This is a genomic window from Streptomyces sp. GbtcB7 (assembly GCF_019091445.1).
In the GTDB taxonomy this organism is placed as follows: domain Bacteria; phylum Actinomycetota; class Actinomycetes; order Streptomycetales; family Streptomycetaceae; genus Streptomyces; species Streptomyces mirabilis.
Genome location: NZ_JAGXJM010000023.1, coordinates 1 through 16,482, shown reverse-complemented (window position 1 = coordinate 16,482; position 16,482 = coordinate 1). Strand labels below are relative to the sequence as shown.

Genomic DNA, 16,482 nt, shown 5'->3' with positions numbered 1-16,482 from the left:
TTTGATTATGAAGAGGGGAACTAATAAAAGTTTCAATTTACAGCGGGGGAAACAGTTCGTTTCCGCAAGATCGAAGTGGACCCCGTGTTCGACACTGCGTCAGCAGGCATTGCCGCAGGCCGAATCGGGGTCGCGGAGCCGACCGACCAGCGGTCACCGACCCCCTCAACTCCCCGGAACAAGGCCTCTGTTGCCAGCTCGCACCCGGCTCGGCGGCGGCTGTGTCGACCGTGTTACGTCCGGTAATGGCAGCCTCCTTGAGAGTTTGACTTTCACGGGGATGCGCAATAAGCATGAGCGTGCTTCACATCAGCTGTCGGCTTGTTGTGAAGCGCAAGCGCTCTCCGCTCTCCCCCACCAATCCTCACCCTCGTGCGATTTGGAGCGTTCGCGTGCCTGTGTCGAAGTTCGATACTTCCGGCCTGTTTGCCGTAGAGGACATCGTCATCGCCCTGAACCCGTTCGCCGTCCCCTCGGCACGGGTCACGGCGGCCGCCGTACGGGCGGGCGGTCTCGGGGTGCTCGACCTCACCGCGGGTGGGCGCCGGGCGGCGGCGGAACTCGCGCCGGCCGAGGAATGGTCGGCCGCCGGTTTCGGCGTACGGCTCCGCGACAACGATGCCTTTCCCGCGCGGGACCTCCCCGCCTGTGTCCACACCGTCCTGCTGACCGCCGACGCCTCCTGCACGCCCGCGGACTTCCCCAGCCACCGCGTACTCGTCGAGGTGACCGGCCGCGCCCAGGCGTTACGGGCCGCCGCGGCCGGGGCAGACGGGCTGATCGCCCGGGGCCATGAGGCGGGCGGTCCCGTGGGCGAGCTGAGCACCTTCGTACTGCTCCAACAGCTCCTCGACGACGACGAGTTGGACCTTCCGGTCTGGGCCTGCGGCGGCGCCGGCCCGCACACGGCGGCGGCCGTCGTCGCGGGCGGTGGCGCCGGTGTCGTCCTGGACACCCAACTCGCCCTGCTCGCCGAGGCCGAGGCCGAACTGCCCGCCGGGACCTCCGCGCTGCTCGCCGGGCTCGACGGCTCCGAGACCACCGTGGAGGACGGCCGCCGAGTCGTACGACGCCGGGGTGCCCAGGAGGGCACGCCCGCCCCCGAGGTCGGTCAGGACGGCTTCCTCGCCGCCCGTTTCCAGGAGCGCTGGGGCACCGTCCACGCGGCGGTGCGGGGCGTACGGGACGCCGTCCTCGACGCGTTGAAGAGCGCGGGCCCCGGTCTCGACCCGGCGAAGAACGCGGGTGCCTCGCTCGGCCCCGACGGCTCGGGCGGCCGCCCCTTCGGGAGCGAACTGCCCGTCGCCCAGGGGCCGATGACCCGGGTGAGCGACCAGGCCGCGTTCGCCGCCGAGGTGAGCGGCCACGGCGGGCTGCCCTTCATCGCGCTCGCACTGTCCGGCGCCGACCAGACCCGCGCCGTACTGGAACAGACCAGGGACGCGCTCGGCGACGCGCCCTGGGGCGTCGGCGTCCTCGGCTTCGCCGCCGAGGAGATCAAGGCCGCCCAGCTGGAGGTCGTACGGGAGATCCGCCCGTCCCACGCGATCATCGCGGGCGGGCGTCCCGCGCAGGCCGCCGCGCTGGAGGAGGTGGGCATCTCCACCTTCCTGCACGTGCCGTCGCCGGGGCTGCTGAAGCAGTTCCTGGAAGCGGGCGCGCGCAAGTTCGTCTTCGAGGGCGCCGAGTGCGGCGGCCATGTCGGGCCGCGCAACAGCTTCCCGCTGTGGGAGGCGCAGCTCGGCGTGCTCGACGACTTCCTGGCGGGCGCGAAGAACGGCACCGCCACCGAACTCCAGCTGTTCTTCGCGGGCGGGGTGCACGACGAGCGCTCCGCCGCCATGGTCACCGCACTCGCCGCGCCGCTGAGCGCGCGGGGTGCCGCCGTGGGCGTGCTGATGGGCACGGCGTACCTGTTCACCGAGGAGGCAGTGAGCGCGGGCGCGGTGCTGCCCCTGTTCCAGCGGCAGGTGATCGACGCCGAGCGCACCGACCTCCTGGAGACCGCTCCCGGACACGCCACCCGCTGTGTCCACAGCGCGTTCACCGACGAGTTCGCCGCGGTCAAGGAGGACCTGGCCGCCCGCGGGACACCCGGCCGCGAGGCCTGGGAACAGCTGGAGCGGCTCAACGTGGGGCGGCTGCGGCTGGCCAGCAAGGGTATCGAGCGGGTCGACGGCGGGCTGAGCGCGGTCGGCGAGGACAGACAGCTCGCCGAGGGCATGTTCATGGCCGGCGAGGTCGCCGTGCTGCGCTCCGCCGTCACCACCGTCGCCGAGCTGCACGCCTCCGTCACCAGCGGCGCGGCCGGCTTCCTGGCGGCGCGCCGGGAGGCCCTCGGCATCGGGGAACCCGCCGCCGAACCCTCCCCCGAACCGCTGGACATCGCGATCGTCGGCATGGCCTGCATGTTCCCCGGCGCCCCCGACCTCGCCACCTTCTGGGCGAACGTGCTGGCGGGCGAGGACGCCGTCACCGAGGTGCCCGCCACCCGCTGGGACGCCGAGCTCTACCACGACCCGCGGGGCGCCGGGGAGAAGACCCCGTCGCGCTGGGGCGGCTTCCTGCCCGAGATCCCCTTCGAGCCGCTGCGATACGGCATCCCGCCCGCCTCGCTGCCCGCGATCGAGCCGGTGCAGCTGCTCGCCCTGGAGGCGGCGCGCCGCGCCCTGGAGGACTCCGGCTACGGCAGCCGGTCCTTCGACCGGGCCCGCGCGTCGGTCGTGTTCGGCGCGGAGGCGGGCAGCGACCTGTCCAACGCGATGACCCTGCGCTCCGTCCTGCCCGCCTACCTGGGCAGCCTGCCGCCCGCGCTGGACGAACGGCTGCCCAAGCTCACCGAGGACTCCTTCCCCGGCATCCTCGCCAACGTCATCGCGGGCCGGATCGCCAACCGCCTCGACCTCGGCGGCGCCAACTACACCGTGGACGCCGCCTGCGCCTCCTCCCTCACCGCCGTCGACGTGGCGTGCAAGGAACTGGCGAGCGGGACGAGCGACCTGGTGCTGTGCGGCGGCGCCGACCTGCACAACGGCATCAACGACTACCTGCTCTTCGCCTCCGCGCACGCCCTCTCGCCCTCCGGCCGCTCCGCGCCCTTCGACAGCGCGGCCGACGGCATCGCGCTCGGCGAGGGCGTCGGCTGTGTCGTCCTCAAGCGGCTCGCGGACGCCGAGCGGGACGGCGACCGGGTGTACGCGGTGATCAAGGGCGTCGGCAGCGCCAGCGACGGCCGGGCGCTCGGTCTGACCGCGCCCCGGCCCGAGGGCCAGTACAACGCGCTGACCCGGGCCTACCGCAACGCGGGCATCTCGCCCGCCGAGGTCGGGCTCGTCGAGGCCCACGGCACCGGCACCGTCGTCGGTGACCGCACCGAACTCGGCTCCCTCACGCGGGTGTTCGAGGAGGCCGGGACTCCGCCCGGCGCGTGCGCGCTCGGCTCGGTCAAGTCGCAGATCGGGCACACCAAGTGCGCGGCCGGACTCGCCGGACTGATCAAGACCTCGCTCGCCCTGCACACCGGCGTGAAGCCGCCGACCCTGCACCTCACCGAGCCGAACCCGGCCTGGGACGCGCAGAGCAGCCCGTTCGCCTTCCACACCGAGGCCCGCCCCTGGTCCGCCGCCCCGGCCGAACGGGTGGCCGGGGTCAGCGCCTTCGGCTTCGGCGGCACCAACTTCCACGTCGTCCTGCGGGCCCACGAGGACGGGCCGCCGCCGGTCACCTCGGCCCAGCAGTGGCCCGCCGAGCTCTTCACGTTCCGGGGCGCGGACCGGGCGGCGGCGGTACGGGCCGCCTCCGAACTGCTCGCCCTCGTGGAGGCGGATCCCGGACCGTACGAGCCGTGGCGGCTGCGGGACTTCGCGCTCGCCGCGTCCCGGCGCGCGGAGGCCGCCACCACCCGGAGCACCACGGGCACGGCAAGCACCGCGAGCACGGCAAGCACCGCGAGCACCGCGAGCACCCGTGGCGCCCGGACCTGGATCGCCCTCGTCGCCGGGTCGACCGAGGAGCTGACGGCGCTGCTGCGCCGCGCGATCGCCGGTGAACACGCCCCGAAGGACGGCCTGTTCGCTGCCGACGAGGACGAGACGGGTGACGTGGCACTGCTCTTTCCCGGGCAGGGCAGCCAGCGCCCCGGGATGTTCGCCGAACTCTTCGTCGCCTTCCCCGAACTCCAGCGCCACCTGCGGCTCGACGAGACGACGACCCGAGTCCTCTTCCCACCGGCCGCCTTCGACGAGGCGGGCCGCAAGGAGCAGCAGGAGCGCATCACCGACACCACCGTCGCGCAGCCCGCGCTCGGTCTGACCGGGCTCGCCGCGTTCCAGCTCCTGACCAGGGCGGGAGTGCGCCCGGCGATGGCCGCGGGCCACAGCTACGGAGAACTGGCCGCGCTGGCCGCGGCGGGCGCCCTCACCCCCGACGCGCTGCTGCGCACCAGCCGCGAACGCGCCGCCGCCATCCTGCGCGCCACCGGCGAGGGCGACCCCGGCACCATGGCCGCCGTCGCCGCGGGCGAACCGGAGGTCGCGGCGGCGCTCACCGCCGCGGGCCTGGCCGGCTCGGTGGTGACGGCGAACCGCAACTCGCCCCGTCAGACGGTCATTTCGGGTCCCACCGAGGACATCCTCACCGCCGTCGAGCGACTGCGCGCCCAGGGGCTCGGCGCCAAGCGCATCCCGGTCGCCTGCGCGTTCCACAGCCCGCTGGTCGCGGCGGCCGGCGAGACCTTCGCCGAGGTGCTCGCCGAAGTCCCCCTCGCCCCCACCGACTTCCCTGTCTGGTCGAACCGTACGGCCACCCGATACCCGCAAGGTCCCGAGGAGATCCGGGCCGAACTCGCCGCGCAGATCGGCTCCCCGGTCCGGTTCGCCGACCAGATCGAGGCGATGTACGAGGCCGGGGCCCGGGTCTTCGTCGAGGCCGGACCCGGCTCGGTGCTGACCCGGTTGGTGGGTGCGGTCCTCGGCGACCGGCCGCACCGCACGGTCGCCCTGGAGGACGGCCGACGTGCCGGTCTCACCGGGTTCCTCGCCGCGCTCGCCCAACTGGCCGTCGCCGGTGCGGACATCAGGACCGCGTGGCTCTTCCAGGGCCGGGACGCGGTCCCCGCCGACGCCCGCGCCCCGCGTCCCAGGCGCGCCGCGTGGACGGTCGACGGCCATCTGATCCGTACGGCGGACGGCGTGATCCCCGCCGCCGCACTCCACCCCGCCGAGCGTGTCCCGGAGGCCCTCGTGACCCACAGCAGCCCGGTCGGACCCGTGGCGGCGGCCACCGGGTCCGAGGCCCTGATCAGCGAGTTCCTGCGCACGAGCCGGGAGATGATCGCGGCGCAGCGGGATGTGATGCTGGGGTACCTGGGAGCGGATCCGGGGATACGTCCCGCGGCCCCCGCCCCGATCACGTACACCGACGCTCCGGTCACGGTGACCGCGCTGCCCGCCGCCGCGCCGGTCGCCGTGGCCGTACCGGCAGGCGGCTCGGTGCTGTCGGTCGTGCTCGAAGTGATCGGCGAGCGCACCGGTTACCCGGTCGACATGATCGAACCCGACCTCGACCTCGAAGCCGACCTCAGCGTCGACTCCATCAAGAGAGCCGAGATAGCCGGCGAACTCGCCACCCGCCTCGGCCTCACCGCGACCGGCGACACCGACGTCGAAGAGCTGACCAAGGCACGTACCGCCGCCGCCATCACGGCGCTGGTCGAGCGGGTGACCGGCTCGGGAGCCACCCCGGCGCCCGTTTCCGCCCCCGCCTCAGGGACGGCCCCGACCGCCGAATCCGTCCTCGCCGTCGTCCTCGAAGTGATCGGCGAGCGCACCGGCTACCCCGTCGACATGATCGAACCCGACCTCGACCTCGAAGCCGACCTCAGCGTCGACTCCATCAAGAGAGCCGAGATAGCCGGCGAACTCGCCACCCGCCTCGGCCTCACCGCGACCGGCGACACCGACGTCGAAGAGCTGACCAAGGCACGTACCGCCGCGAGCATCGCCGCGCTGGTGGCGGGCGCCCGGGGTGAGGCGGCCGAACCCGTGGGCCCGGAAGCCGGGCCGGCCGAACCCGAACCCGTCGTCGTGGCGCCCAAGCGTCTCGTGATGCGGGAGTTCGACCTCGCCCCCGCCGATCCGGCGCCCTCCAGTGACCTGCTGATCGGCCGCAGTTTCCTGCTGCTCGGTTCCGGACCGGTCGCCGAGGCGCTGACCGCCCGCCTGACCCTGCACGGCGCCCACGCGGTGACCGCCGAAGAACCCCCGGCCGAGGGAGAGTTCGACGGGATCGTGCACCTCGTCGCGCCGGACGCCCCGCCCGTCCTGCCGGACGTCTTCCCCGCCTACCAGCGGGTGCTGGCGGGCAACCCGCGCTGGGTGCTGGCCGCGGGCGCCTCCGCCGGGCTGCGCGGCTTCTTCCGCTCCCTCGCGCGGGAGTACCCCGACACGGTCGCCCGGGTCGTCGAGCACGCGCCCGGCACCGCGCCCGAGGACATCGCCGCGGAACTGGTCGCCGAGCTCACCGCGCCCGACCACGAGCCGGTCGTCCTGCGCTCCCCCGGCACACGGCGCGGACTGCGCATGACCGAGGAGGGGCTCGGTCTGCTCGGCAGCACGGGCGCGGGACCGGCCGGGGACGGTGCCGCCGAGGCCGCCGCGCTCGGCCTGGACGCCGACTCGGTCGTCCTGCTGGTGGGCGGCGCCCGGGGGATCACCGCCCGGTTCGCCGCGACCCTGGCCGCCGCGAGCCGCTGCCGGATCGAACTGTTCGGCCGCACCGCCCTGCCCGAGGGCGCGGAGGACCCCGCCCTCGCCGCCGCGGGCACCGCCGGTGAATTGCGGAGCGCGCTCATCGCGGGCGGGCTGCGCGTCCCCGCCGAGATCGAGCGGGCGATCGGCCGGATCCAGGCCGAACGCGAGGTGCGCGCCACCCTGCGCACACTCGCCGCGCTCGGCTCCGAGGTCCGCTACCGCACCGTGGACGCGCTGGACGGCGACGCCGTGCGCCGGGCGGTGAAGGAGATCCACGCCGATCACGGGCGACTCGACGGCGTCGTGTACGCGGCGGGCGTGATCGAGGACAAGCTGATCGCCGAGAAGAGCCCGCGGTCCTACGACCGGGTGTTCCGTACGAAGGTCGACGGCGCACGCGAACTGCTGGCCGCGCTGGGCGAGTTGCCGGACGGGGAAGGCCCCCGGTTCACCGTGCTGTTCGGCAGTATCGCCGCGACCCTCGGCAACCGCGGCCAGTCAGACTACGCCGCCGCCAACGACGCCCTGGAGACCCTCGGCGCCCGCTGGACAGGCTCCGGTACCGGCCGCCGCGGACTGACCGTCCACTGGGGTCCATGGGCGCCGACCGGCGACGGCAACCACGGCATGGTCACCCCCGAGCTGATGCGGCACTACGCGGGCCGCGGCATCCAGCTCATCGACCCCGACGAGGGCACCATGAGCCTGCTGCGCGAGTTGGCCTGGGGACCCGAGGGCGACACCGCCGTCGTCTACACGGCGTCGGGCTGGTGACCGAGGTGACCGGCCCCCGCGCCGAACCCATCGCCATCGTCGGCATGTCGGTGCTCTTCCCGGGCGCCCCCGACCTCGCCACGTACTGGCACAACCTGGTCTCCGGTGTCGACGCCATCACCGAGGTGCCGTCCGGCCGCTGGGACGCCGAGGAGTACTACGCGCCCGGCGCCGAGGCCCGCGCCGACCGGGTCTACTGCCGGCGCGGCGGTTTCGTGGACGAGCTGGCCGAGGTGGACGTCACCGAGTTCGGGATCATGCCGGCGGCGGTCCCGGCCACCGAGCCCGACCAGCTGATCGCGCTGCGGGTGGCCGCGGCGGCCCTCGCCGACGCGGGCGGCCAGGACCGGCTGCCCGCCGACCGGCACCGGGTCGGTGTCGTGCTCGGCCGGGGCGGCTATCTCACCCCCGGCCTGGTCCGGCTCGACCAGCGGGTGCGGACCGCGAGCCAGCTCGTGCGCACCCTGGGCGAACTGCTGCCGGACCTCGGCGCCGACCGACTGGAGGCGGTGCGGCAGGCGTTCACCGACCGGCTCGGGCCCGAGGCACCGGAGTCCTCGATCGGTCTCGTGCCCAACCTCGCCGCGTCCCGGCTGGCGGGCCGGCTCGACCTGCGCGGGCCCGCCTACACCGTGGACGCCGCCTGCGCCTCCTCGCTCATCGCCGTCGACCACGCCGTGCGCGAACTCGGCAGCGGGCGCTGTGACGTGATGCTGGCGGGCGGGGTGCACCACTGCCACGACATCACCTTCTGGAGCGTGTTCAGCCAACTCGGCGCGCTCTCCCCGAGCGAGCGCATCCGGCCGTTCGACCGGGGCGCGGACGGCGTGCTGATCGGTGAGGGCACCGGCGTCGTCGTCCTCAAGCGGCTCGCCGACGCCGAGCGGGACGGCGACCGGATCTACGCCGCGATCACCGGCACCGGCGTCGCCTCCGACGGACGTACGACCAGTCTGATGGCGCCCGACTCCGGCGGCCAGGTCCGCGCGGTCCGCCAGGCCTGGGAGGCCGCCGGGCTCGACCCGTCCGCCCCCGGCTCGATCGGCCTCCTGGAGGCACACGGCACCGCCACCCCCGCGGGCGACGGCACCGAACTGACCACGCTCGCCGAGGTGTTCGGGCCACCGCCGACGGACACCTCCAAAGGCGTGCCGGACGCCGTCATCGGCTCGGTGAAGTCGATGATCGGCCACACCATGCCCGCGGCGGGCGTCGCCGGGCTGATCAAGGCCGCGCTCGCCGTCCACCACCAGGTGCTCCCGCCGACCCTGCACTGCGACGACCCGCACCCGGCGCTCGCCCGCACCCGGTTCACCCCCATCGGCGCCGCCCTGCCCTGGCGGACCGACGACCGGCAGCCGGTGCGCCGGGCCGCCGTCAACGCCTTCGGGTTCGGCGGCATCAACGCGCACGTCGTGCTCGAAGAGGTCGCGGTCGCGCGGCGGCCGGCCGAGGTGTACGAGCCGGAGCCGGTACTGCGGCTGACCGCGCCGACACCCGAGGCGATGGCCGCGCTCCTCGACCGCTCCGACTCCGCGATCATCGCCGCCGGTCTCGACGAACGCGCCCCCGCCACCGATCCGGTGCGGCTCGCCGTCGTCGGGCCGACGGCCAAGCGGCTGGCGCTGGCCCGCAAGGCGGTCGCCAAGGGGAAGGGGTGGCGCGGTCGGGGCGACGTGTGGTTCGTGCCGCGTCCCCTGCTGGGCCCCGGCGGCGGCAGGCTCGCGTTCGTCTTCCCCGGCCTCGAGGCCGAGTTCGCGCCCAACTCCGAGGACGTAGCACGGCACTTCGGGCTGCCCTGGTCGCGCGCCGTCACCGACGCCACCGTGGGTGACGTGGGCCGGCAGGGCACCGGCGTCTTCGAGCTCGGCCGGCTCCTCGACACCGCGCTGCGCCGCCTCGGCGTCGTCCCGGACGCGCTCGCCGGGCACAGCCTCGGCGAGTGGACCGCGATGGCCGCCGCCGGAATCCACCCTCCCGAGGAGGTGGACGCCTTCCTCACAGGCTTCGACCCCGACGCGCTGAGCGTCCCCGGGCTGGCCTTCGCCGCGATCGGCGCCTCCGCCGAGGTGGTACTGACCGAACTGGACGGCCGCGGGGACGTGGTCCTCTCCCACGACAACGCGCCCAACCAGTCGATGATCTGCGGCCCCGAGCCCGCCGTCGCCGCACTGGTCGAGGTGTTCAGGGCCCGGGCGGTGATCTCGCAGATCCTGCCGTTCCGCTCCGGCTTCCACACCCCGATGCTGGAGCCCTACCTCGACCCGATCAGGAAGGCCGCCGAGGCCTACACCCTGCACCCGGCCGCGCTGCCCCTGTGGTCCGCGACGACCGTCGCCCCCTACCCGGACGAACCGGCCGCGATCCGCGAGCTGTTCATCCGCCATCTGCTGGAGCCGGTCCGCTTCCGGCCCCTGGTGGAGACGATGTACGCGGCGGGCTTCCGGGCGTTCGTCCAGCTCGGCGCGGGACAGCTCGGCTCGCTCATCGGCGACACCCTGCACGGCCGCGACCACCTCATGGTCCCCGCGCACTCCCCGCACCGCTCGGGCCTGCCCCAACTCCACCGCGTGGCAAGCGCGTTGTGGGCGGACGGGGCCGCGCCGGACCTCGTCCCGCTGCTGGGTGGCGCCTCGACCGTCACACCGGCCCGCACGGTACGCCGTCCGAGCCGTCCCGTACGGCTGGACCTCGGCGGCGCGAACGTCTCGCTGGACCCGGAGACCCGCGACCGGCTGAGCGCCGCGCTGGCCCGGCCGCGGCACACCGCGCCCCAGGATGCCGACGCCCTGGCGGAACAGGGCCCGCTGGGCGCGGAGTTGTCGGCACTGCTGCGGGACGCGACGGCGCTCGCCTCGGACGTGGTCACGGCGGGGCGACGCGGACGCGGGGCCCCGCCCCGCCTCCGTACGGGCGGCACGCCCCCGAAAAACGGCGCCGATGTTCGTACGGCCGAGCCCGCCACCCCCGAACTCCAGCCCCAGCCCCAGCCCCAGCCCCTCGAAGCAACCCTCCACGTCTCCGTGGACACCATGCCGTACCTCCTGGACCACTGCTTCTTCCGGCAGCCCGCCCAGGCCGATCCCGCCGACCGCTGGCCCGTGGTCCCGGGCACCACCGTGATCGCCCACCTCATGGAGTTCGCCGAGCGGGCCGCGCCCGGCCGGCGCGCGGTGGCCGTCCACGACGTACGGCTGCACCAGTGGATCACCGCCACTCCGGCCGTCGACATCCCCGTACGGATCGTCCCCGAGGGCCCGGACCGGGTCACCGCCTCACTCGGCCCGTACGCCCGCGCCGTGGTCGAACTCGCCCAGGATCGGACCCGGTTCACGCCCCCGGAGCCCTGGACCTTTCCCGCCGCGCGGGAGGAGAAGCCCGAGCTGACCGCGGCGGAGCTGTACTCGCGCCGCTGGATGTTCCACGGCCCGCGCTTCCAGGGCCTGGCCGAACTGACCGCGGTCGGCGACCGGCACGTACGCGGGGTGCTCGTCACCCCGCCCGCGCCGGGCGCCCTGCTGGACAACGTGGGGCAGCTCCTCGGCTACTGGATCATGGCCCGGCAGCCGGTGCGCACGACGGTGTTCCCGGTCGGGATGAAGGAGATCCGCTTCCACGGCCCGCACCCCGCCCCCGGCGAACGTCTGGAGTGCCTGATCCGGATCACCTCCGTCACCGACGCCACCCTCGAGGCGGACATGCAGCTCGTCCATCGGGGGCGGGTGTGGGCGGAGTTCAGCGGCTGGCAGGACCGCCGGTTCGACAGCAATCCGCGCATCCGCAAGGTGGACCGGGAGCCCGAGCGGTACACGCTGTCCCGGATGCAGCCCGGCGGCTGGGCGCTGGTCCACGAGGAGTGGCCCGACCTGGCCACCCGCGAGCTGATCATGCGCAACATCCTGGCGGGCGAGGAACGCGAACGGTACGCGGCGCACGCCCCGCGCGGCCGGCGGCAGTGGCTGCTCGGCCGGATCGCCGCCAAGGACGCCGTACGGAAGGTGATGTGGGACGCCGGGGCGGGCCCCGTCTACCCGGCCGAGGTCAGGGTCGGCAACGATCCGGCCGGCCGCCCCTTCGTGACCGGCGGCTACGGCAGGACCCTGCCCGAACTGCACGTCTCCATCGCCCACCGCGGCGAGACGGCCGTGGCGATGGCCAGGACCGAGGGGCCCTGCGGCATCGACATCGAGGAAGTCACCGACCGCCCCGAGGGCGCCCTCGCCGTCGCCCTCACCACCGCCGAACGCGAGCTGCTCACATCGCTCGTCCACCGGCCGCAAGGAGCCCCCGAACGGCTCTGGTTCACCCGTTTCTGGGCCGCCAAGGAGGCCGTCGCGAAGGCGCGCGGCACCGGACTGGGCGGCGAGCCGAAGCGGTTCGAGATCACCTCGGTCGACGGCGACCGGCTGACCGTCCGCACCGCGGGCGAGGAGTACCGCGTGCGGCACTGTGCGCTGACCACCCCCCGGCCGTCCGCGGGGCCCGGCAAGGAGTACGTCGTGGCCTGGACGGCAGTCAACGATCAGGAGAACGAAGATGACCACTGAACTCGACCGTCCCGTGGGCCAGTCGGACAGGGGACAGGCCCCGGCGCCCGACGCGGCGACCGCGCTCGCCGACATCTCAGCCATCCTGCGCACCGTGCTGGAGGAGTACGGGCTCGACGACTCCGAGATCACCCTCCACACCTCCTTCCACGACGACCTGGAGCTGGAGAGCATCGACCTCGTCACCCTCTCCGCCCAACTGCGCGAGTTCTACGGCGAGCGGGTCAACTTCGCCGCGTTCATAGCCGACCGCGGGCTGGAGGAGATCATCGCGCTCACCGTCGGTGATCTCGTCGGCTACGTCGTGGACTCACTGGCCGTCGCGGAGGTGGGCTGACATGGCGACGATGCGGGTGAACGGCATCGACGTACACGTCCAGCGGCTGGGCCACGAGAGCGGCTCCCCGCGCCCCGTCGTGGTCCTCATCCACGGCCTGCTCATCGACAGCCTCGCCAGCTACTACTTCAGCCTCGCGCCGCGGCTCGCCGAGGAGGGACTGGACGTCGTCATGTACGACCTGCGCGGGCACGGCAAGACCTCCCGGCCGCCGACCGGCTACCGGATGGAGGACTTCGTAGACGACCTCGACGGACTGCTGGACACGCTCGTGATCGACCGCCCGGTGCACCTCGTCGGCAACTCCTTCGGCGGCGCCGTCGCGTACGCCATGGCCGCCGCCCGCCCCGAGCGGGTCGCGAGCGTGATCGCCATCGAGGCGGAACCGCCGGCCCGGGCGTGGGCGCGGAACATGTACGAGGGCCTGGTCGGCGAACAGGGCGGACTGGTGGTCCAGCAGGTCACCCAGTGGCTGCGGGAGAACCCGGGCGAGCGCAACGCCCGGCCGTTCCGGGCGGCGGGCCGGGTGCTCGACGAGACCGCGCTCGCCCAGGAGATCCCGCTCAGCGCTCTCCTCGACGAGGACCTGTCCGCGATCCGCTGCCCGGTCTTCGCCATCTTCGGCGGCGCGTCCAAGCTGTCGGCGCAGACCGGGATGCTGGAGGCCTCGCTCCCCCACTGCCGTACGGTCGTCCTGCCCGACCTCGGCCACTCGGTGCTGGTGGAGGCCACCCAACAGACGTACGCCCTCGTACGCGACTGGCTGCTGCTCGGCCAGGAGGCGCACGCGCTGCGGGAGGCCCGCTAGATGGGCCGGTTCCTGTTCGTGGTGCCGCCGCTGGTCGGGCACGTCAACCCGGCCGTGGGCACCGCGGCGGCACTCGCGGGGCGCGGGCACGAGGTCGCGTGGGCGGGCCACCCGGAACTCGTCCGCGCTCTCGTCGGATCCGACGCCGTCGTCTTCCCCTGCGCCCTCCCCGAGGACGGACTCTCCCGGCCCGCCGACCTGAAGGGACCGGCCGCGTTCCAGTTCCTCTGGGAGGGCTTCCTCGTCCCGCTGGCGGACGCGATGGCGCCCGGGGTACGGGCGGCGATCGAGGCGTACGACCCCGATGTCGTCGTCTGCGACCAGCAGGCGGTGGCGGGTGCGCTGATCGCCGAGTCCCTCGGGCGCGTCTGGGTGACCTCGGCCACCACCTCCGCCGAACTCGTCGACCCGCTGGCCGGTATGCCGAAGGTCGCGGCGTGGCTGGACGGGCTGCTGGCCCGGTTGCGGAACCGGATCTGCGACGGGGCCGGCTCGGCGGACCCCCGCTTCTCCCCGCACGGCGTCCTGGCGTACACCACCCGCGCGCTGCTCGGCCCGGCCGAACTGCCCGACCGGGTCTGGCTGGTGGGCCCGTCCGTCGCCGCCCGCCCCGCGAGCGGCGACGACTTCCCCTGGGACTGGCTGGACGCGTCCCCGCTGCCCACCGTCCTGGTCAGCCTCGGCACGGCCAACAACGACGCCGGGGCCCGTTTCCTGAACGCGGCCGCGCAGGCGCTGGGCGGACTAGCGGGCCGAGTGCGCGCGGTGCTCGTCGACCCCGGCGGCCTCGTCGAGGGCCCGGTCCCGGACAACGTCCTCCTGCGTCCGCACGTTCCCCAACTCGCCCTCCTCCCACGGCTCGACGCGGTCGTCTGCCACGCCGGGCACAACACCGTGTGCGAGGCGCTGTGGCACGGTGTCCCGCTCGTCGTGGCGCCGATCCGCGACGACCAGCCGATCGTCGCCGGGCAGGTCGTGGACGCGGGCGCCGGGGTACGGCTGCGGTTCGGTCGCGCCGACGCGGCCAGGATCCGCGCGGCGGTCGAGACGGTCCTCGACCCGGCCGGGGGCCACCGGAAGGCGGCCGAGGCCGTCGGGGAGTCCTTCCGCGCCGCGGGCGCCAGCGCCTCCGCCGCCGCCCGCCTCGCGGCACTGCCGGCCGGGTCGGCCGGGACGCGCGCACGAGGCGGCGCATGAACGACAACGGCACGACCGAGCACCGGCCGCCGGCCGACGGCCATCGTCCCGACCCCGCGCAGGGCCACGTCCCGACGGCGCCCGAGTCGCCGTGGCCGGACCCGCGGGCACGCCACCTGGCGCCGAGCGCGGACACGCCCTCCGCCGAGCGGACGGACATGCCCACCCCGGAACGGCGACCCGGCACCCCGACCGACACCACACCAGAACCCGAACCGGCCGCGCCGCACCCGCCCACCGGCTCACTCGTCGCCCTCGTCGGCTACGCCCGGCCCCACTGGCGTGTGCTGCTGCTCTCCCTCGTGCTCACTCTGCTGGCCAGCGTGTCGGGGCTGGTGCAGCCGAAGTTCGCGCAGGCGATCCTGGACCGGCTGGACGACGGCGGCAGCGTCGTCGCGCCGGTCGCGCTGCTCGCCGTGTTCCTGGTCGCGGGCGCCCTGCTCACCGGCCTCAACGCCTGGCTCCAGCAACGGACTTCGGAGCGGGTGGTGCGGGAGGTGCGGCGCGGTCTGGTGCACCGCCTGATCCGGCTGCGGGTCGCCGAGCTGGACCGGCGGCCCCCCGGCGACCTGATCGCCCGCGTCACCTCCGACAGCACCCTGCTCAAGAGCGCCGCCACCGAGGGCCTGATCATGACGGTCAACGGCGTCCTGACCTTCGCCGGGGCCCTGTTCATGATGGCGACGCTCGACTCGCGTCTGCTCGGCGTCACGCTGCTCGTACTGACGATGGTCGGTGTCGTGATCACCGTCATCCTGCCCCGGATCAAGGCGGCCGTGGCCCGCTCCCAGGCGTCCGTCGGAGCGGTCGGCGCCGTCCTCGACCGCACCCTCGGCGCGGCCCGCACGGTCAAGGCCAACGGCGCCGAGGGCCGCGAGACGCGCACCGCCGAGGACGCGGTCGACGAGGCGTACGCCGCCGGGCTGGTCGGCGCCCGCTACAGCGCCCTCGTCACCATGGTCGGCGGCGCCGCCATCCAGACCGCGTTCCTGGTCGTGCTCGGCGTGGGCGGCACCTTCGTCGCCCACCACTCGATGTCGGTCTCCGAACTGATCGCCTTCCTCCTGTACGTCTTCTTCCTGGCGAGCCCGGTGTCCCAGCTGGTCGGCGGCGCGGCCCAACTCCAGCAGGGGCTGGGCGCGGTGGGCAGGATCCAGGAGGCGGGCGCGCTGCCGGTCGAGGACGACATCGACGCGACCCAGCCCGCGCACACCCCCGCCCACGCCGCGCCACCGGCCGTCGAACTGACCGGGGTCGAGTTCACCTACCCCGGCCGTGCCCCGGCCCTGCGCGGCGTGAGCTTCACCGTCCCCGGCGGCACCCGGACCGCGCTGGTCGGTCTGTCGGGCGCGGGCAAGACCACCCTCTTCTCCCTCCTCCAGCGCTTCTACGAGCCGACCGCGGGCACCATCAGGATCGGCGACCAGGACATCGCGGCCCTGCCGCGCGCCGAGGTCCGGCGCAGGATCGCCTACGTCGAGCAGGACTCCCCCGTGATGGCGGGCACCCTCCGCGAGAACCTCCTGTACGCGGCGCCCTCGGCCACCCGGGAGCAGCTGGCCGAGGCCCTGGCCGTCACCCGCCTCGACGGTCTCCTCGCCCGGCTTCCCCAGGGCCTGGACACGCCCGTGGGCCCGCGCGGCGTCACCCTGTCCGGCGGCGAACGCCAGCGCCTCGCCATCGCCCGCGCCCTGCTGCGCCGCCCCCAGGTGCTTCTCCTCGACGAGGCGACGGCCCAGCTCGACGCCCGCAACGAGCAGGCCCTGGGCGAACTCGTCGCCCGCACCGCGGGCCGCTGCACGGTCCTGCTGATCGCCCACCGGCTGTCCACGGTCACCGACGCCGACCAGATCGTGGTCCTGGAACACGGCGACGTCCGCGCCGTGGGCACCCACCACTCCCTGGTCGACGACGACGACCTCTACCGCGAACTGGCCGCCACCCAACTCCTGGCCGCCGAGCCCCCGGCGTGACCGCTAGGTCCTGTCGTCACATTCCCGTCGTCCGCCCGGAGGGCGGGCCCTGCGGCGTCAGGTGCGTGCTCTCGGCGCGCCGGGCACAGGCCCTCGT

General features: G+C 74.2%; 6 protein-coding genes. All 6 read left to right on the top strand.

What is annotated here, in order from left to right; translation table 11 throughout:
• Positions 1-392: 392 nt before the first annotated feature.
• From KVT44_RS32670 to KVT44_RS32645, 6 genes are read left to right on the top strand one after another with little or no spacing between them, the layout of a single operon-like run.
• Complete coding sequence (locus KVT44_RS32670; protein WP_308314178.1) at positions 393-7,523, top strand: SDR family NAD(P)-dependent oxidoreductase; 7,131 nt, start codon at positions 393-395, stop codon at positions 7,521-7,523.
• Between the two features lie 5 nt (positions 7,524-7,528).
• Complete coding sequence (locus KVT44_RS32665) at positions 7,529-12,070, top strand: type I polyketide synthase (protein WP_217571028.1); 4,542 nt, start codon at positions 7,529-7,531, stop codon at positions 12,068-12,070.
• Positions 12,060-12,407 (top strand): acyl carrier protein, encoded by a 348-nt coding sequence (locus KVT44_RS32660; protein WP_254650202.1) that lies wholly within the window; start codon positions 12,060-12,062, stop codon positions 12,405-12,407. The genes KVT44_RS32665 and KVT44_RS32660 overlap by 11 nt, the downstream gene beginning before the upstream one ends.
• A gap of 1 nt (position 12,408) precedes the next feature.
• On the top strand, positions 12,409-13,215 hold the full coding sequence (locus KVT44_RS32655) for an alpha/beta fold hydrolase (protein ID WP_217570826.1): 807 nt from the start codon (positions 12,409-12,411) through the stop codon (positions 13,213-13,215).
• Positions 13,216-14,412 carry a glycosyltransferase gene (locus tag KVT44_RS32650; protein WP_217570824.1) on the top strand — a complete coding sequence of 399 codons (1,197 nt, stop codon included), beginning with the start codon at positions 13,216-13,218 and terminating at the stop codon, positions 14,410-14,412. It abuts the gene before it with no gap.
• Positions 14,409-16,385: an ABC transporter ATP-binding protein gene (locus KVT44_RS32645; protein ID WP_254650201.1), complete on the top strand. Its 1,977-nt coding sequence runs from the start codon at positions 14,409-14,411 to the stop codon at positions 16,383-16,385. Before KVT44_RS32650 ends, KVT44_RS32645 begins: the two co-directional genes overlap by 4 nt.
• Positions 16,386-16,482 lie beyond the last annotated feature (97 nt).

Bases quoted from the DNA above. Each gene is read 5' to 3' on its own strand.
- KVT44_RS32660 (WP_254650202.1), top strand. From the start codon at position 12,060: ATGACCACTGAACTCGACCGTCCCGTGGGCCAGTCGGACAGGGGACAG.
- KVT44_RS32655 (WP_217570826.1), top strand. From the start codon at position 12,409: ATGGCGACGATGCGGGTGAACGGCATCGACGTACACGTCCAGCGGCTG.
- KVT44_RS32650 (WP_217570824.1), top strand. From the start codon at position 13,216: ATGGGCCGGTTCCTGTTCGTGGTGCCGCCGCTGGTCGGGCACGTCAAC.
- KVT44_RS32645 (WP_254650201.1), top strand. From the start codon at position 14,409: ATGAACGACAACGGCACGACCGAGCACCGGCCGCCGGCCGACGGCCAT.